This is a genomic window from Parasphingopyxis sp., from assembly GCF_052168275.1.
GTDB lineage: Bacteria > Pseudomonadota > Alphaproteobacteria > Sphingomonadales > Sphingomonadaceae > Parasphingopyxis.
Map to the genome: position 1 here is coordinate 1 of NZ_JBQLZM010000044.1, position 18,547 is coordinate 18,547.

12 protein-coding genes are annotated in these 18,547 nt (G+C 66.1%); 5 read left to right on the forward strand and 7 right to left on the reverse strand.

The annotated features are described in order from the left end of the window. The 7 genes from ACTS1X_RS03825 to ACTS1X_RS03855 form a co-directional block, all read right to left on the reverse strand. On the reverse strand, positions 1-946 hold a 946-nt coding region (locus ACTS1X_RS03825), incomplete at its 3' end, for a multiheme c-type cytochrome (RefSeq protein WP_442613054.1). A 181-nt stretch (positions 947-1,127) separates the two neighbouring features. Continuing rightward, on the reverse strand, positions 1,128-2,777 hold the full coding sequence (locus tag ACTS1X_RS03830) for an acetolactate synthase large subunit (RefSeq protein WP_442613055.1): 1,650 nt from the start codon (positions 2,775-2,777) through the stop codon (positions 1,128-1,130). A 198-nt stretch (positions 2,778-2,975) separates the two neighbouring features. Next, on the reverse strand, positions 2,976-3,926 hold the full coding sequence (locus tag ACTS1X_RS03835) for a D-2-hydroxyacid dehydrogenase (protein WP_442613056.1): 951 nt from the start codon (positions 3,924-3,926) through the stop codon (positions 2,976-2,978). Positions 3,927-4,125: 199 nt separating this feature from the next. After that, positions 4,126-5,577 (reverse strand): cysteine--tRNA ligase, encoded by a 1,452-nt coding sequence (gene cysS, locus ACTS1X_RS03840; RefSeq protein ID WP_442613057.1) that lies wholly within the window; start codon positions 5,575-5,577, stop codon positions 4,126-4,128. Between the two features lie 74 nt (positions 5,578-5,651). Further along, complete coding sequence (locus ACTS1X_RS03845) at positions 5,652-6,395, reverse strand: hypothetical protein (RefSeq protein ID WP_442613058.1); 744 nt, start codon at positions 6,393-6,395, stop codon at positions 5,652-5,654. Then, the gene (locus tag ACTS1X_RS03850; protein ID WP_442613059.1) at positions 6,376-8,412 is read right to left on the reverse strand and encodes a CHASE2 domain-containing protein; all 2,037 of its coding nucleotides are present in this window, start codon (positions 8,410-8,412) and stop codon (positions 6,376-6,378) included. Before ACTS1X_RS03850 ends, ACTS1X_RS03845 begins: the two co-directional genes overlap by 20 nt. 277 nt (positions 8,413-8,689) lie before the next feature. Further along, a complete protein-coding gene (locus tag ACTS1X_RS03855) occupies positions 8,690-11,275 on the reverse strand; it encodes a glycosyltransferase family 4 protein (protein ID WP_442613060.1) in 2,586 nt (861 codons plus the stop codon). A gap of 100 nt (positions 11,276-11,375) precedes the next feature. Here ACTS1X_RS03855 and ACTS1X_RS03860 point away from each other — a divergent pair, with 100 nt between their 5' ends. The 5 genes from ACTS1X_RS03860 to ACTS1X_RS03880 all read left to right on the forward strand — a co-directional run. After that, positions 11,376-12,305 (forward strand): NAD-dependent epimerase/dehydratase family protein, encoded by a 930-nt coding sequence (locus tag ACTS1X_RS03860; RefSeq protein ID WP_442613061.1) that lies wholly within the window; start codon positions 11,376-11,378, stop codon positions 12,303-12,305. A 52-nt stretch (positions 12,306-12,357) separates the two neighbouring features. Then, positions 12,358-13,497 carry a glycosyltransferase gene (locus tag ACTS1X_RS03865; RefSeq protein WP_442613062.1) on the forward strand — a complete coding sequence of 380 codons (1,140 nt, stop codon included), beginning with the start codon at positions 12,358-12,360 and terminating at the stop codon, positions 13,495-13,497. Then, entirely contained in the window at positions 13,494-14,336 is an 843-nt protein-coding gene (locus tag ACTS1X_RS03870; protein ID WP_442613063.1) for a hypothetical protein, read from the forward strand. The genes ACTS1X_RS03865 and ACTS1X_RS03870 overlap by 4 nt, the downstream gene beginning before the upstream one ends. Further along, complete coding sequence (locus ACTS1X_RS03875; protein ID WP_442613064.1) at positions 14,333-16,498, forward strand: glycosyltransferase; 2,166 nt, start codon at positions 14,333-14,335, stop codon at positions 16,496-16,498. Before ACTS1X_RS03870 ends, ACTS1X_RS03875 begins: the two co-directional genes overlap by 4 nt. A gap of 39 nt (positions 16,499-16,537) precedes the next feature. Further along, positions 16,538-18,547: hydantoinase/oxoprolinase family protein (locus ACTS1X_RS03880; RefSeq protein WP_442613065.1), on the forward strand; the 2,010-nt coding region annotated here is incomplete at its 3' end.

Here is an 18,547-nt window from a genome sequence, read left to right on the forward strand (position 1 = left end):
GGTCGGCGAGGCCCGGCGCGACAACGCGCGCGGCCGCCGACAGCATGATCATGTTCTCGTCCTGATAGGAGGGGAAGCCGTTGGGGATCGGGCGCGCCGGGTTGGCGATCCCGGTCGGACGGGCATTGGGATCGTCGTAGATCCGCCGATGGCAGGTATGGCAGTCGAAGAAATAGAATTCGGGGAACAGGCCCTCCGTCCCCAGCCGCTGATTCTGGAACAGGGTCAGCGAGCGTTCGAGCGCCGTCGCCTGTCCGACGGCCCACATGCGGACATGGTTGGTGCGCCCCTTGCGCCGCGCATAGTCGCCGTCTTCGTCGTGATGCTGTTGGAGGGTCGAGAAGAGATCGAGTTCGAACACGAGGCGCGGATGGCCGGCTGCCATGATCCGGTGGTTCACGAACTGCCCCGCGCCGGTGCTGCCGAAATGGCAGTTCAGGCAGAGCGATGCGCGCGCCCGCGGATTGTCGAGCGGATACAGGCCGCGCGCGACATTGGCGCCATGCGTGTTGCCCACGGCGTAGTGACTCGCCAGCCAGCCGGAATCCCGCCCGCCGGCGCCGCCATGGCAGCTTTCGCAACCGACGCCGTCGGACAGCTGGAAGCGCGGACCGCGCCGCGCCGCGGGTACATAATCGCTGTGACAGCCGAGGCACATTTCGGCGCTTGCCGGATTGCCGATGCCGAGTTCGTTCGCGATGCGCTGTGAACGCGGATTGGTGAGGACTGCATAGGCGCGGCTGTGAGAACCGGTTGCGCTCGAGGGTTCCTGCCAGCGCATGAGCTCGTCCTGCCGGACGACCGCGCCATCGGCCTCCTGCCGGCCGTGACAGGTCGTGCCGCCACAGCTGGCGACCCCGACATGCGTGTTGGATGTGGCCTGCGCCGCCGCAGCGGTCGCATCGTTCGACTGGCCGATCCCCACCGAAAAGCCGATGGCAGCCATGAGAGCCGCCAAACCGATCGCCCAATTCGTTTTCCGCGCCATAACCCTCCCCTGGCGTGGTGTCCGACCAAGACCAGGCGCCGCTGCGCCCGTTCCAAATTTTCTGCGACCCCCAACCTCTGGAAAACTTATGTTCTTCTTTATCCACGCTGGCAAGCGCGGAAGACCCGGTTTTTGCGACTTACAGCGTTAATTTCGCGCTTAATTCCTTGATTTCGTGATTGAGGATTCGATCATTGTCCGAATAATCCACCGGGCAATCGATCAGGTGGACGCCGTCGCTGCCGAGGCAATGTTCGAGCAGCTCGCCCAGATGGCTCGCGCTTTCGACCCTGTGGCCGTGCGCGCCGTAGCTTCCGGCATATTTGACGAAATCCGGATTGCCGAAGGTCAGCCCGTAATCCTTGAAGCCCATATTGGCCTGCTTCCAGCGGATCATGCCATAGGCGTCGTCGCGCAGGATCAGCACGGTGATGTTGAGCCCGAGCCGCACCGCGGTTTCCATTTCCTGGCTGTTCATCATGAACCCGCCATCGCCGCAGATCGCCATGATCTTGCGATCGGGATAGACCATTGCCGATCCCATGGCCGAGGGCAGGCCCGCGCCCATCGTCGCCAGCGCGTTGTCGAGCAAAACGGTATTCGGCTGGCGGGCGTTGTAGTTCCGGGCGAACCAGATCTTGTAGACGCCATTGTCGAGCGCGATGATTCCGTCGGCCGGCATCGCCTCGCGTACGGCTTTCACCAGATGCGGCGGATAGATGGGAAAGCGCATATCGTCGTCGAGGCTGTCGGTGTGCTCTTCCTCGGCGGTGCGCGCCTTCATCATCTTGTCGAAATTCCAGTGGCCCTGCGGGAGGATGTCCTCCTTGATCTGCCAGACCGCGTTGGCGATGTCGCCGATCACCTCGACCTGCGGGAAATAGACGGGATCGACCTCGGCCGGGATGCAGCTGACATGGATGACCTCGGCGCCGCCGCGCTTCATGAAGAAGGGCGGCTTCTCGATCACGTCATGGCCGATATTGACGATCAGGTCGGCGGAATCGATCGCCCGGTGTACGAAGTCCCCCGCCGAGAGCGCGGCGCAGCCCAGATACTTGTCGCTGGTTTCGTCGATCACGCCCTTGCCGAGCTGCGTCGTGACGAACGGGATGCCGGTCTTCTCGACGAACTGCGTCAGCATCCGGCTCGACATGGTCCGGTTCGCGCCGCCGCCGATCACGAGAATCGGAGACTTTGCGGCTTCGAGACGCTTGGTCGCGGCGCGGATGGCCTTGGCCTCGGCGATCGGCCGGCGGCTCAGGCTCGGCGGGATCGGCGTCGAATCGCTCTCTTCCTCCGCGATATCCTCGGGAAATTCGAGGTGCGTCGCACCCGGTTTCTCGGTTGTCGCGATGCGGAAGGCTTCGCGGACGCGCGAGGGGATATTGTCGCCCGATGCGAGCTGATGCGTGAACTTCGTGATCGGCCCCATCATGTCGACCACATCGAGGATCTGGAACCGCCCCTGTTTCGAACTCTTGATCGGCTTCTGCCCGGTAATCATAAGGATCGGCATCCCGCCGAGCTGCGCATAGGCGGCAGCGGTCACGAAATTGGTCGCGCCGGGCCCGAGCGTTGCGAGGCAGACGCCGACCTTGCCGGTATGCCGGCCATAGGTCGCCGCCATGAAACCGGCGCCCTGTTCGTGGCGCGTCAGGATGAGCTTTATGCTCGAATTGGACAGGCTTTCGAGAAAATCGAGATTTTCCTCGCCCGGTACGCCGAACACATATTCGACGCCTTCCTCTTCCAGGCATTGGACAAAAAGATCGGACGCCTTCGTCATCGTGCTTATCCCCTGTCAGCAACTTATTCCGGCAGACCCGGCAGGAGGTTACACGCGGGAACGGCGCGCGTCACCTGCGCATTTCGTCATTGCGAGCGCAGTGAAGCAATCCAGAGCGGCCGGCGATGTCGCTGGCGGCTCTGGATTGCCGCGTCGCCTTACGGCTCCTCGCAATGACGATTTCATGCATCGCAGGACTCAGTATCCCAGATCGAGATCGACGACCGAGATCATGTCTTCGCCCTTGCGGTACCGTTCCAGATTCCCGATGAATCGCTGCGCCGCGCGCTCGAACATCCGGGTCGTCGCATTGCCCGACATGTGCGAGGTGATGAACAGGTTGGGCGCATTCCACAGCGGGTCGTCCGCGGGCAGCGGCTCGGGGCTGACGGTGTCGAGCACCGCGCCGCCGATCGCCTTGTTTTCGAGCGCCGCGATCAGCGCGGGCTGGTCGACGAGCGAGCCGCGGGCGATGTTCACGAGCCAGGCGCTGTCCTTCATCGCGGCGAGTTCCTCCGCGCCGATCATGTGCTGCGTTTCGGCGGTCGCCGGAGCGGCGAGGATCACCCAGTCGAATTCGCCGAGCCGGGGGCGCCAGTCATCGGGGCCGATCGCGCTCCCGTCGGAAACCGGCGTCCGGCGGACGGCGATGATCTCCGCGTCGAAACCGGAGAGCGCCTTCGCGACCTGCCGGCCGATCGCGCCATAGCCGATGATCAGTATCTTGCTCTCGAACAGCTCGGTATTGCCGGGCGGGCCGTTCAGCCATTCCTTGCGGGCCTGCGATTCGAGCAGCTTGTCCACGCGCTTGGCCGCCGCGAGCATCCCCATCACCACATATTCGGCGATCGGAATCGCGTTGATCCCGGTGCCGTTGGTGACGATCGTGCCGCGCTGCTTGAGGGCATCGACCGGGAAATGCTCGATGCCGGCATAGATGGAGTTCAGCCATTTGAGGTTCGTCGCCGCGGTGACGATCTCGGCCATCTTCGCCTTGTCGTACATGTCGAACCAGCCGATCTCGACGCTGTCGGCGATCTCCATCGCCTGCTCGGCGCTCTCGAACCAGGTGACATCGAGTCCTTCGATATGCGGCTCGACGAGCGGGCGGATCAGCGCGGCGATGGCGGCACGAGGCTGTTCGCTCACAGGGATTCTCCTTGCAAACAGTGCAGGGCGTCATTGCGACCCCGGCCTTGAGCCGGGGGAAGCAATCCAGAGCCGCATACGTAGCGCTTGCAGCTCTGGATTGCCGCCCTTCGGCTGGCTGGCCAAGCCAGCCGCTCAGGACAGGCTCTGCCCCGAAACAAGTTCGGGCCTCCTCGCAATGACGGAAAGGACTGAACGGTCATGACAGATCGATTCTCCACTCCCAGCGCAGTGGATCGCCGTCCATGATCTCGACTCCCTTCTCGGAAAGTTCGTTGCGGATGGCGTCCGCGGCCGGGAAATCCTTGTTGGCCTTGGCCTCGGCACGCAGGTCGAGCTGGCGTTCGATTTCATCCTCCGCGATCTCGGCCGATACCGGGCGCACACGCAAATCGGACCGATCGAGCGTGAGCAGATCCAGTCCGAGCACCACATCGGCCTCGCCGATTGCCGCGAGCTTCTCGCCGCGATCGGTTTTCTTTTGCGCCAGCATCTCGTCGAGATGGGTGAGCGCCTTCGGCGTGTTGAGATCGTCCGAAATCGCCGTGTCGAAGGCCGCGAGCATTTCGCGCAATCGCGGATGGGTGCACCGTTCGGCCGGCTCGGCCTGGGCGCGCAGCTGTTCCACCGCGATGACCATCCGCTTCAGCCGCGTCAGCGCGGCGAGCAGATTCTCCCAGCTGAATTCCAGCTCGCTGCGATAATGGGCCTGGAGGCACATCAGCCGATAGGCGAGGGGATGGACGCCCCGGTCCACGAGCAGCTGCAACGTCAGGAACTCGCCCGCCGACTTGCTCATCTTGCCGCCGCGATCCACGAGGAAATTGTTGTGCATCCAGATGTTCGCGCCGGTGTCCGCCGAGCAGCTGTGCGCCTGGTTCTGCGCGATCTCGTTGGGGTGGTGGATCTCGCGATGGTCGATGCCGCCGGTATGGATGTCGAAGGTTTCGCCGAGATACATCTTGCTCATCACCGAACATTCGAGATGCCAGCCCGGCGCGCCGCGGCCCCAGGGCGAATCCCATTCCATCTGGCGCGTTTCACCGTCGGGCGTCTTGCGCCAGATCGCGAAATCGGTGGTGTGGCGCTTGCCTTCCACGGGATCGATCCGGCTTTCGCCTTCATCGGTCGCGGCGCGGGCGAGGCGGCCGTAATCGGGCACGGTCGAGGTATCGAAATAGAGGCCGCTCTCGAGTTCGTAGCAATGTTTGTCGGCTATGCTTTTCGCGAAATCGATCATGGCCTCGACATGCTCGGTCGCGATCGACCATTTGGCGGGCTGGCGGATATTGAGCCGCTCGATATCGCGCCAATAGGCCTCGGTGTAGAATTTCGCGATGTCCCAGGCCGACTTGCCGGTTTCGGACGCGGCCTTCTCCATCTTGTCGTCGCCGGCATCGGCGTCCGACGTCAGATGGCCAACGTCGGTGATGTTGATGATATGGGTGAGGTCATAGCCTTTCCAGCTCAGCGCCCGCCCCAGCGTATCGGCGAAGATATAGGCGCGCATATTGCCGATATGCTGGTAGTTGTAGACGGTCGGTCCGCAGGTATAGACCCGCGCCTCGCCCGGATGGACGGGCCGGAATTCCTCCGGCTGCCGGGTCAGGCTGTTGAACAGGGTGAGCGGGGCGGAACGGCTCTCGGTCATGGGCGCAAGCGATGGCGGCCCGACGCGGCAAGGTCAATCGTTTCGGGCCGCAAGCCTGCCCGTCGCTGACTTTCCTACCCGCCCGATCCGTCGGGTTCGACGGTCTCGTAGTTCGCCGTATACGCTTCCAGCTGCACTTCGCATTCGTTCGAGAGGAGCGCCGACCCCAGGGCGAGCGGATCCTCGGCGTCCACGTCGATCGGGAGGAGATCGATGTGCGTGTGGGCATCGCTGCCCGCAGCGGCGATCATGTAGGTGCCGCTCCCGGCCGCGAAATTGTCGGGCCAGCTGTGCGAAAACTGCCCTACCGGGAAACGGACCGTCATGCTCTGGCCGTCGGCCGTCCGGGTTATCACGACCTCGGCCGCTTCGGAGGCGTTGGACCGCCACAGCGAAACCGGTTCGTTGTCCGCGATGCAAAAGGCGCCGGCCTGGTTGATGTCCATCTGCCAGACCGTGCGGTTCGCCGCGCTGATCGGCGCGATCTGCGGAACGCCGCGGCTGACTCCGGTTCGCGCGACGCCGTTTCGGCCGTTCGTCGTGACGCCGCTCGATGCCACGCGCAGTGCGGCGCCGATGCGGTAACGGCCCGGCCGGCTATATTGCCGGGTCCCGCTGCTGGTCAGCACGGTCAGCCGGTCGCCGGCGCGCAGCCGGATCACCTGATTGTCGTCGAGCCGCGTCCCGCGTGGATATTCCCGGGCGATCGCGCCGCTCGAATTGGTCACCAGCGCATCGGCCATCGCCGGCGCTGCCATCGACGCCAGCGCGACCCCCGCGGCCGCGTACAGCACCGATTTACTTCCCGTGTAGAACATAACTGCCTCCTGGTTCCGTGTTGATCAGGCGTTTGGCGAAGTTTTGCAATGCCGCGTCATCGGCATTCTCTGCCGCCAGTTCCGCGATCTTCTCGCGCGCCCGCTCGTTTCCCTGTTCGAATTCCTGATACAGACTATCGAGCATCGCAGCTGAACCTGCGGTGATTTCCAGCACAGGTTCGTGGATTTCCACCGGCGTCGCACGACCGGACAGGGTAACGCGCCCGAGGCACCGGAAATCGACCTTGGTGACGTTCTCGACGGCCTCGCGGCTGGCCAGCACCACCGTATCCGTCTGTTTGTTCGCACTTTCGAGCCGCGCGGCGGTGTTCATCGCGTCGCCAAGGGCGGTGTACTGGATGCGCTCCTCGCCGCCGAAATTGCCGACGATCGCCTCGCCGAAATGCAGGCCCACCCGCGTCCGGCCGATCGGCGGTACGCCGTCCGGCGTGCTTTGCCGGAACTCCTCGCCGAACCGCCACATGGCCACCGCGCATTGCGCCGCGCGGTCGGCATCGTCGGGCCGTGCGATCGGCGCGCCCCAGAATGCGACGACTGCATCGCCGACGAACTTGTCGATCGTCCCGCCAAATTCGAGGACGATCTCGCTCATCTTGTCGAGATAGCGGTTGAGCAGGATTGCCACCATTTCCGGCTCGATCGCATGGCTCAGTTTCGTGAAGCCTTCCAGGTCTGTGAATATGGCATAGATCTCGCGCTTCTCGCCGCGCAGCGAGAGCCGGTCGGGATCGGCGACGATCTGGTTCGCCACATCGGGCGGCAGATATTTGTTGAGCGCGCCCTGCACATATTCGCGCTTTTCCGCGCCGATCGAGCGCGCCGCCGCGCTGACCGTGGTGAACGCGATGATCCAGCCCCCGAGCCAGCCGAACACCGGCAGGCTCTGCGTATCGATACCGGAGCGGTGCAGGGTGAAGGGCGCGACGATGATGAACGCCGCCTGGATTGCGATCAGCAGGGCGAGCTTCCAGAGCCTGAGATCGCTCAGACTGGTCAGTGCGCCGCACAGCACGACCAGCAGCGCGGTCACCCACAGCGCCCATGGCGGAACGCCGCGCAGCATCGTGCCGTCGAGCATCTGGGCGAGCAGATGGCCATGGACCTCCACGCCGGCGATCGGGTCGTTGCCCTGCAGCCGTGTAAGCGGGGTCTCGAACCGGTCTATATCGGGCAGGTCGGTGCCGATCAGGACATAGCGATCGCGGATGAAGTCCGACATGAAGGCCGCTTCCTCGTCATTGGCGAAGAAATCGATGGCGATCTTCAGGAACGGCGGCTCGTTTTCGAAAAAGGGCCGCCGATAGGCGATGCTGCCCCGATGCGTCCGATACGCATCGTTGCCCGGAACCAGCGAATTCGCCATGAGCGGCGGGAGGTCGGCGGGCTGTTCGGGCCAGCTGCGCTGGACATTGTCATTGTCCGCGCCAAGCTTCACGCTCGTCGGCTTGACGAGGTCGTTGGTGATCCGGCGGTGCAGGTCGGCGATGAAGTCGACCTGGCGCGGCCTCAGGCGCAGGTTTTCGTTACTCTCCATCGTCACATAGGCGAGGAATGTGGGCGTCCGCATATCGTTGAGCGCCGCTACGAGCAGATCGTCATCGGCGGTCGGCTGGTCGATCAGGATGTCGATGGCGATCGCGCGCGGCCGCATGGCGTCGAGCGAACGCAACGCATTGGCGAGGATTTCGCGGTCGAGCGGCGAGCGGACACCGGTGTTGAGCAGCGTGTCCTCCTCATAGGTGACGATGGTGATCCGCTCGTCCTGCTCGACGCGTTCCATGGCATAACTGGCCCGTACGTCGAACAGGACGCGCTCGATTTCGTCGGTGAAGGGCAGGGCCCAGCTGAGCCGGGCGATCAGCACCGCGAGGATCAGCAGGACGGCGCTTGCAGACAGGCGCAGCGGACCGACTTCGCGCCGCCATCGCCCGAACCGGCTCGGCCGTTCCGGATCGCTCCCCGACGCATCCAGGCGAGGCCCGCTGTCCTTATTCACGGTGCCGTACGGAGCTTTGTATCGTCATCGAAGCGGTCGATTGCGGGACTGGAAAAAGGGAGATCGGAGCGCTTCGACCGACAGACCAGCGCATGGCAACCCCCTCCGCATATCGCGGCGCACGGATCGGGAATTCCGAAAACCGCAGCGCGCCCAAATCATGCGACCTCGGGCATGTATACCGACCATGTTCGGGGAATCCAGCGCTTGTTGGAAAGCGATGGGCGCGAACGGGAACGAAGCGGGCGCGTCCCGGCCTTGCCGGCCGGGCGCCGGATCAGTTGCGCAAACGGCGCAAGCGACTGACGAGCGACGGCCTGTTTTCCGGCATCCGGGGCAGGTCCGGCAGAACCGGCGCCCGGCGCTCGCCGCCGATCAGGGCAAGGACCTCGTCGAAATCGCCGTCCCAGTAGATCGGGCCGCGGGCGCTCAGGAAATAGATGTCCTCCTCGATCCGCTGCGCCAGGACCGAGGCGAAACGCTCCTTGCCGCCGCGCGCGAATTCGATCCGCAGTCGCAGCCGGTCGCTGTCCGCGAGCAGCGGCAGGAGATCGATACTGTCCCGCGTGAACAGGCCGCGCGCGCCGAATGCGGACTCTTCGCGCACCGGATCGCCATTCGCCCGGATCACGAGATCGCCCCGATGCAGGACGGCGAAATCCAGCCGCGCGGCCTCGCGATCGAAGCCGAGCAGCACATGATGGCGGTTCGGCAACGGCGCGGAAAGCTTGCCCATCTTCTCGACATTGGTCAGCCAGGCTGTTTCGCCGTCCTCGCGATGGGCGCGGCCGAGCATGATGCGGCCGCTATTGCCGGGCGCACGGGCGGCCGCGGACTTGTGCAGCAGCAATTTCTTCGTCGGCAGCGATACGGCGTCGATCATCGCCTTCTGTGCGAGATAGGCGCCATGCCCGGCCTGCGAGGTGATCGCGGCATGGTCGCCCGCATGGTCGAGCAGCGTTTCCGGCACGACGAGCAGGTCGCGGCCCTGTTGGGCGGCGCGGGTGACATATTCGTGCGTCGCGCCCTTGGGCACGCGATAGGATTCGAAGGGCCCGAGCGCGCGGAACGTCGACCGCCGGCCGGCCACGAACTCCAGCCCATAGGCTGCCCCGGTCAGGGCCTGGCTCGCCGGATCGGCCCCGAGCGGCGCGAAGATCGTGTCGGGATCGCCGCCCTCGGCGGCGAAGGCGAACATCGTCGTCAGCAGGGCATCGGGGCAGGCTGCGGACCCCCGGCGCAACGCGTCCGCCAACCCCGCCTTGCACGCGGTGGCGTCGGCGGCCTGGAACAGCAGGATATCGTGATCGACATTCTCCAGCGCATGGTTGAAGCACGCGCCCGCCGCGGTGCCGATCACCTCGTCCAGCTGCACCGATCCGCCGCCAAGTTCGTCGACCATCGTGCGCTGCGCGCCGGTGATCGCGGTTGCCGCATAGATGATGACCGAGTCGATATCCTGGGCGTTCACGGCCTGGTCTATGGCCTGGTCGATGGCGTCGCCGGCAGCGGCATGAATGACCAGCGCGATCGTCTCGCGCCGCTCGGGCGCGGTGACTGCGGGGGCGAGGGATCCCACGCCTTCGGCCGCCACGAACCGGTGAAAGCCGTACCAGGTCGCCAGATTGGCCGCATTGTCGAACGCCGGCCGGGCGAGCGGCTGACCGTCTTCGAGCGCGCTCTTCAGGCGGATCGCCAGCGCTTCGGTATCGGGCGGAACGAGCGTGAAATCGTGATCGGCTTCGTCGATCAGCTCGGGCGTGCCGCCGACTTCGCTCGCCACGAACGGTATCTTGTGCACGAGCGCCTCGTAGACGGCCATCGTCGAATTCTCGATCAGCGACGGCATCACCGCGATCATGTCGCGCGAACACATCAGCGACAGCGCGTCGGGCTGGTTGAGATCGGTGACGATATCGGCGGGAAACGGCCAGCGCTTGGCGTGCTCGCGGATAAAGTCGAGCGGCATCATCCCTTGCTGCGTGGCCAGCGGCTCGCCGGGCTTGCCGAGAAACGTCACGCGGTCGATCGCGACGCCCTGCGCGAGGAGCATGTCGACCGCAAGGACAAACAGGTCGAGGCCCTTGCGCGGCTCGAGGCGCCCGAAAAAGACGAGTTCGCGGGTATCGATACGGTCGCCAAAGGCGCGCTGCGGCCGTTTGTCCTCGACCGTCACTTCGGCGAAGTCGACGATATTCGGCTGGACGAAGGTCCGGCCTTCGGGAAGCGCATAGCCGATATGGTCCATGAAGCTCAGCAGGTGCGCGCTTCCGCCGACGACCATGTCGGCCCATTCGACGCATTTCTGCTCGGCAAAACTGGCGATCAGCAGGTCGACATTGTCGATCGGCTGCATCTGGTAGTGCCGGTTCCAGATATAGGGCGACGAGGTTTTGGTGACGAAGAGAGTGTCCTGAAAGGCAAGACCGAGCCGCTTGGCCTGGAGCGCATAAAAAGCGCCGCCGCGCCATTCGGAGCTGTGGACGACGTCGAACCGGTCGGTGTCGCGCAGCCAGCGATAGAAAGACAGCCAGCGCGCCTGCCATTTGGAACTGGCGGCGGCCAGCGGCTCGCCAAGATCGGGAAGGGGAACGAAGGCGATGCCGAACTTCGCATAATGATCGACCCAATGCTCGGCCGTCTCGTTCTCGACCTCCCGGCCCTTGAGATAGCAGACGGTGACGTCATGGCCGTCGGCCGCCAGCCCGCGCGCCAGATGGTAATAGGTGGACGCGATGCCGCCATTGCGGACCGGGCCGACAATCTCTTCGGTGGCGATGAGAACGCGCAACCGGCCCGGTGCTTCGCTCTGGAACCGATCCAGCGACGGAAAACTATCGACGGTGAATTCGTCGCGCTGCATCAGCGGGTTCTTATCGGGCGTTTACGCATGGCGCTGCGTCGATTAGGGCCCGATCGGTCGAATGACAACTTGATCCGGCCATGATTCTGAAGGGCGAGGAATGAAAATCCTAGTAACCGGCGGCGCGGGCTTCGTCGGCAGCAACCTGATTGCCCGGCTCAATGCACTGGGCGGGTACCAGATCGTCGTACTCGACAACGAAGTCCTGGGTTCCCGCGAGGCGATCGCCGATCTGGATGCAGCGTTTATCAAGGGCGATATCCGCGATGCCGATGCGGTGGATGCCGCGCTCGACGGGGTCGAAGCCATCGTTCATCTGGCGGCCGATACACGCGTCATTCCATCGATTTCCGAGCCGAAGTTCAATTTCGATGTGAATGTCGGCGGCAGTCTCGTCATTCTCGAGGCGATGCGCCGGCTGGGCATCGGGAAGATCGTCAGCGCATCGACCGGCGGCGCGATCATCGGCGAGGCCGATCCGCCGGTTCACGAGGGCATGGTCGCGTCGCCGGTTTCTCCCTATGGCGCCTCGAAACTGGCGGTCGAAGGCTATTGTTCGGCCTATTCCGCCTGTTACGGCATCCAGGCCGCGTCCCTGCGCTTTTCCAACGTGTACGGGCCCCGTTCCTGGCACAAGGGCAGCGTCGTCGCCCTGTTCATCAAGCAGATTCTCCGGGGAGAGACCCTGACCGTCTATGGCGACGGAGAGCAGACGCGCGATTATGTCCATGCCCGGGACCTGGCCGACGGCATCGCCTCGGCGCTGCAATCCGATGCAGGCGGACCGATCCAGCTGGGAACCGGCGTCGGCACACCGCTCAACGCGATCATCGCGATGCTGCGCGAGATCAGCGGCCGGGATTTCGCCGTCGACTATCAGCCGTTTCGCGACGGCGAGATCGTCCATACCTGGTGCGACATCAGCCATGCGCGCGCCACGCTGGGCTACGATCCGCAAATTGCGGTGCGCGACGGGCTCGAGGAAAGCTGGCGCTGGTTCGTCGACAATCGCGAGCGGCTGGGGCTCTAGATTTGGGCGTCCGCTTGTCTCCGCCGCCGCTTTTTCGCACAGTCCCGCCATCGTGACGCATATCGCCTTTTTCGAACCCTCCTATGCCGCGCATAACCGGCGCGACTGGGAAATCCGCGGCAGCTACAAATATCCGAGCCTGCTCGGCGATCTCCACGGCCGCGCGGCGGTGACGCTGCTCATGCGAACCCTGCCGCCAGACACCGATCCGCACCGGCAGCGGCTCGAGGCCGATCACGGCGTCCGGTTCCTGGCCATCGATACGCTCGAGGATGCCGGCGAACATGCGGTGGAGATGCTCGCGGACGATTATGCGGCCGTGATCGCCACCGAAGCCCCCGACATCGTGAGCACGCTCAACGGCCGGCCGATCGGCTATAATTATGCATTGGCCCGGGCCGCGCGCGCAAACGGCGTGGATTATGTCTACCGGATTGCCGGGAACGATATCGCCACGCAGATGGCGGTTCTGGAAGCCGATGGCCGTCCCTTTGCCGGCACCGGGTTGCTGGCGAATGTCATGGCGCAGGAACGCTATGCGGCCGAGGTCGCCCGGACGGTGATCGTCATGGGCGGGACGGAGCGTGCCCGGGCCGAGGGCCTGGTGTCCGATCCCGGAAAGATCCGGGTCTGCCGGCGCGGCGTGGACCGCGCGCATTTCGCGCCGCCCGCGGATGCGCCCGATCGCTGCGACCGCATCCTGTTCGTCGGCCGGAACAGCGCGGAAAAGGGCATCGACCTGATCGAAGACGCCGCGTCGATCCTTGCCGAAGAGCGGCCGGCCATCCGTTTCGTCATCGCCGGCGATTTCGAGGCCCTCGAAGAAGGCAACCGGCATTATCTGGGTTTTCACGACTATGCCGCGTTGCCGGACTTGTATCGCGACAATCACGCGCTGCTGCTGCCCGCCCGGTCCGAGGGCTTTCCCCAGGTCGTGATGGAGGCGATGAGTTGCGGGCTGCCCGCCATCCTCTCGCACAGCCTGTTTGCCGAGGATTTCGGCGCGGAGGACGGCGTCGCGCTGGTCGAACGGGACGCGCGGGACATCGCGAATGCGATCGCGCGCTGGCATGACGACCCCGCGCAGTTCGCCGCCGAACGGACGCGCGCGCTCGATCACGCGGCCGCGCATTTCGATGCGGCGGTCAACGGCATATTGTATCACCAGGCCCTGCTGGGCGAAGCGGCATGACGACGGATGTCCGCCCTGTCGCACGGCGTTACTGGCTCGCCGATGCGACGGCGCTCGCCGCGATCCGCGCGGCGGAAGATCCGCCGCGTTGGGGAGCAAGCGATCTTCCGGTGACGGTCCTCTGCCTCGATGACGAAAGCTTCGAAGCGGTCGGCGATGCGGCGGAAGACGACAGCGGGCTGCGGATCGTCGACGCGCGGGACCCGGCCGCGTTCGGCGCGACACTGGCCGGCGAGCTGGAAAGCGACCAGGCGCGCTATATCCAGTTCGCCTTTCGCCCAGTCGACGATTTTGCACCGGCGCTCGACCTGCTGCTGGCCCGGCTCGACGACGAGGCGCCGGCGGCGCTGGGCGCACAACTCCTGGCGATCGGCCGGTTCGAGACCGGAGCGAGAAGCGAGGGAGCCGATGCGGATTTCGAGGACATGTGGATCGCCGCCGAGCATGTCCGCAACGCCATCGCCGCCGACAGGCCGCACGACCGCGCATCGCTCCGTTCCGCGCTCGCGAAGCCGATACGGGATGCGGGCGCCCGGCGGCTCCCGCTCATCGTCGGCGCCCATTATCTGACGCCTGCCGAACAGCCCGAACCGCAGGGCGCCGAGCGTGACGCCGCGCTGTGGCGCGCCCGGACGGCGCGGGCCTGGTCCGAGATCGAACGGCTCCGCAGTGAGAAGCGGGTCCGGTCCGGACGCGAAGCGGCGCTCCGGGCGCGGCACGAGCGCGATCTCGCGCGCCAGGCGGAACGGACGCGGCAGGAGATCGACCGGCTGTACCGGGCGGCCGGATGGGCGGGGCGCTGGCGGGCGCGCCTGGCCCGCTTCCTCGGGCGCCGATGACCGCGCGCTGGCCGCTCCCGCCCCATGCCCCGCTCGTCGCGGCCGTCGTCGCGACCCGCAACCGCTTCTGGCGTGACGCGATCGCCCTGTGGCGCGACATATTCCGGAACGGAGCCCATGACTTGCTGGCGGCCGGCTGTATCGCCGAGGCGGCATTGCACATCGGTGAGCAGGGCCTGGCCGATCAGATGCTTGGCCAGTTCGAAACCGCGCCGGAGTTTCTTGAGAATCTGCCGAACGCGGACGAAGCGATGCCGCTGGCGTCGCCGTCAAGCGATCTGGCGGCGTTCACCTTCCGCCCGGACGAGGAGATCGCCGCGTTCCGCGCCGCCCATCCCTTGGGCGACCATATGCCGGACGGATCGGGTTCGGAGCAGCCGGCCGCGCCGTTCCGCGCCTCGCTGCTCCGGCGATTGAGCGCTCCGGGCGCCGACCGGATCCGGCAGGAGGTCGCGGCGCTCGTCGATCGCCAGGACGGCGAGGCTCTCCGACGCTATGCGACGGAACTTGTCGGGCGCGGTGCATCTCCGGACGCGCTTCACTGGGCCATGCTCGGCCTCGACACTCCCGGTGCCGGACATGGCGATCCGGTTTTCGATGCGCTGGCCTCCGCCTTTGCCGGTTATCGGCTCGATCCTGTCCGGCGGGCGCTGGCAGACGCACGCCTCTATCGGGGGCTCGGCTATCCGGCCTTCGCCCGGCTGCGGCTCCTGGAAGCGATGCACCAGGCTCCCCGCGCCCGCGGCCGCGCGCGGATCCGCCCCCGGCTCGCGGCGCTGGCGGCCGAGCGCGATCGCTGGCTCGACGATTGCGGGATTCTCTCGGCCTCCGATTTCGATAGCGCCACGCCGGAGCGCGAGGCGCTGCTCGGTCTCGTGCGCTCGCGATCGGGCGCCGCGCCGTTGCAGCCCGGGTCGACGTCCGCCGATCCGCTGGACCTGGCGTTCGACTGGCTTCTGGATGTCGGGCTCGGAGAGACCGAAAAATATGTGCCGGAAAACCGGCTGCTGATGATCGGCAACACGCTCGGCTGCGGCGGCATGGAGCGGATGCTGGCGCGCGCCTATCGGCATTTTTCCGACGGCGCCGCCTTCGAGGCCGTCGATCTCGCGCTGCTGGACTATGCCGATGGCGCGCCCTCGGCCTTTTACGCGGAAGAGGCGGGTGTAACGGCCGAAGACATCCTCCTGCTCGACCGGGACGGCGACGCTGCGATGCCCTTTTCGTTGCTGCCGGGCAGCTGGAAGGCCCGGGCGCAGAAGCTTTACGCGCATATTTGCGCCACAAGGCCGCGGGTCATCCATGCCTGGAACGATCTGACCGGGCTGCTCGCCGCCTATGCCGGGCTCGTCGCCGGCTGCCCGAAGATCGTCGTGCATTTCCACCACGCCCCCGGGGTCCCGCGGTCGGGCCGGGCCGAGCAGATCGCCTGCTATCCCGCCGTCTATCGCCGGTTGCGCGTGCGGCATGACGTGACGACCGTCTATTGCGCCGAGGCGGCGGCGCGCGGTTATGCCGATTGGTGGCGGGTCGCAGAGGATGAGCGGTTTCGCGTCCTCTACAACGGTTTCGACTGGGCGCAGCCCGCGATCGACGCGGCGGAGGCCAGGGCGGCGCTGGGGCTCGCGGTCGATGCGCCGGTTGTCGGGACTGTGCTGCGCTTCGCGCCGGTCAAGCAACCGCTGCTCTGGGCCGATGCCGCGATCGCGCTGGCACGGGACATGCCCGATGCGCAGTTCCTGATGGTCGGCGACGGTCCGCTGCGCGAGGCGGTCGCCGCGCGCTTCGCCGAAGCCGGGCTGGCGTCGGCGCTCACGATGCCGGGCCAGGTCGACACCGTACCCGGCTATCTGGCGGCGATGGACCTGTTCTGGCTGACCTCGAAAACCGAGGGACTGCCCAACGTCCTGATCGAGGCGCAGTTTTCGGGCGTGCCGGTCGCCAGTTTCGATGTCGGCGGGGCGGGCGAGACGTTCATCGACGGCGAGACGGGGATACTCGTCCCACCAGGTGACACAGAGGCGCTGGTCGAGCGCAGCCGGGCGGTGCTGACCGATGCCGATTGGCGAGCGACCGCGCGCCGCAAGGCAAGGGAGCAGGCCGAAGAGCGGTTTTCGGCCCGGGCCTTTTTCGACGGGCTCGCCAATCTTTATGGGGGTTAGGCGCTTGTATTCGCGCCACCGGCCTGTTTGAACGCGCGGATGGAGAGGGCGTGGCGTTTCGCGATCGATCGCGGGGGGACTTTTACCGATGTGGTCGCGATCGCGCCGGACGGGTCGCTGCACGTCGAGAAGCTGCTGTCCGAAAATCCCGAGCATTACGAGGATGCGGCGGTTGCGGCCATCGACCGGCTGCGGGCGCGGCATGGCGAAGGCCCCATCGCGAGCGTGAAGATGGGCACGACCGTCGCGACCAACGCGCTGCTCGAGCGCAAGGGCGAGCGGGTGGCGCTCGCCGTGACGCGCGGGTTCGGCGATGCGCTGAGGATCGGCTACCAGGCGCGGCCCGAGATTTTCGCGCGGCATATCCGGCTGCCGAGCCAGTTGTACGAGCGCGTGATCGAGATCGACGAGCGGGTGCGGGTCGACAGCACGGTCGAGACCGCGCTCGACGAGGCCGCCGCGCGGGCGGCGTTCGAGGCGGCCCATGCCGACGGCTTTCGCGCCATCGCGATCCTGCTCATGCATGGCTGGCAATATCCCGATCACGAGAAACGGCTCGCGGCCATCGCGCGCGAAGTCGGTTTCGCCCAGATTTCCGTCAGCCACGAGGTCGCGCCGCTGATCAAGCTGGTCGGGCGCGGCGATACGACCGTGGTCGACGCCTATCTCTCGCCGGTGCTGCGCCGCTATGTGGATAAGGTTGTGGATGGAATTGGGGACGAAGTCCGTCTCCAGTTCATGCAATCCAATGGCGGGCTGGCCGATGCGCAGGCGTTTCGCGGCAAGGACGCGATCCTGTCGGGGCCGGCGGGCGGGATCGTCGGCATGGCGAAGACGGCCGAACAGGCGGGTTTCGAGCGGATCATCGGCTTCGACATGGGCGGCACCTCGACCGATGTCTCGCACTATGCCGGCCGGTACGAGCGGACGCTCGAGACCGTCGTCGCCGGGGTCCGCATCCGCGCGCCGATGCTCCAGATTCACACGGTGGCGGCCGGCGGCGGCTCGATCTGCCATTTCGACGGCAGCCGGTTCCGGGTGGGGCCGGACAGCGCCGGCGCCGTCCCCGGCCCCGCCTGCTACCGGCGCGGCGGGCCGCTGACGGTGACCGATTGCAACGTCGCGCTCGGCAAGATCGACCCCGCCCATTTCCCCCACGTGTTCGGGCCGGGCGCCGACCAGCCGATCGACGCCGATATCGTGCGGGCGATACTCGCGGCCCTAGCCGACGAGATCGAGGCCGCCACCGGGAACCGGATGACGCCGCGCGAAATCGCCGAAGGGTTCCTGCGCATCGCGGTCGACAATATGGCCAATGCGATCAAGAAGATCTCGATCGCGCGCGGCCATGACGTGACGCGCTACACGCTCGCCTGTTTCGGCGGCGCGGGCGGCCAGCATGCCTGCCTCGTCGCCGATGCGCTGGGGATCGACCGGATCCAGATCCACCCGCTCGCCGGGGTGCTGTCCGCCTATGGCATCGGCCTCGCCGATGTGACGGTGCTGCGCGAGGTGACGTTCGGCCGGGCGCTGGGCGCCGATTTCGACGCCGAGATCGCGGCGCTGGCCGAGGAAGCGGACGCGGCCGTGCGCGAGCAGGGCGTCGATCCGGCGGCCATCGAAAGCGATTGCCGCGTCGCGCTGCGCTATGCCGGGAGCGACAGCGCGCTCGAAGTCGCGCGCGACCGGCCCGATGCGATGCGCGCGGCGTTCGAGGCGCTGCACAAGGCGCGGTTCGGCTATGTCGACGGGGACGCCGAGGTGATCGTCGAAACGCTGATCGCCGAAGCGGTGGGACGGACGAACGATATCAGTGCTCCTGCGAAGGCAGGAGCCCAGTCCGAGGGGGGCGGGCCTGGGACCCTGCCTTCGCAGGAGCACGGAAAGGTGATCGCGCGAGACGGTATTGCTCCCGGCCAAAGGATCACCGGCCCCGCGATGATCGTCGAGGAGACGGCGACGACCTATGTCGAGCCGGGCTGGCAGGCCGAAGCCGATGCCCATGGCAATCTCATCCTGACCCGTGCCGTCCCGCGCGCCGAGCATCAT

Bases quoted from the DNA above. Each gene is read 5' to 3' on its own strand.
- ACTS1X_RS03830 (WP_442613055.1), bottom strand. From the start codon at position 2,777: ATGACGAAGGCGTCCGATCTTTTTGTCCAATGCCTGGAAGAGGAAGGC.
- cysS (WP_442613057.1), bottom strand. From the start codon at position 5,577: ATGACCGAGAGCCGTTCCGCCCCGCTCACCCTGTTCAACAGCCTGACC.
- ACTS1X_RS03845 (WP_442613058.1), bottom strand. From the start codon at position 6,395: ATGTTCTACACGGGAAGTAAATCGGTGCTGTACGCGGCCGCGGGGGTC.
- ACTS1X_RS03855 (WP_442613060.1), bottom strand. From the start codon at position 11,275: ATGCAGCGCGACGAATTCACCGTCGATAGTTTTCCGTCGCTGGATCGG.
- ACTS1X_RS03860 (WP_442613061.1), top strand. From the start codon at position 11,376: ATGAAAATCCTAGTAACCGGCGGCGCGGGCTTCGTCGGCAGCAACCTG.
- ACTS1X_RS03870 (WP_442613063.1), top strand. From the start codon at position 13,494: ATGACGACGGATGTCCGCCCTGTCGCACGGCGTTACTGGCTCGCCGAT.
- ACTS1X_RS03875 (WP_442613064.1), top strand. From the start codon at position 14,333: ATGACCGCGCGCTGGCCGCTCCCGCCCCATGCCCCGCTCGTCGCGGCC.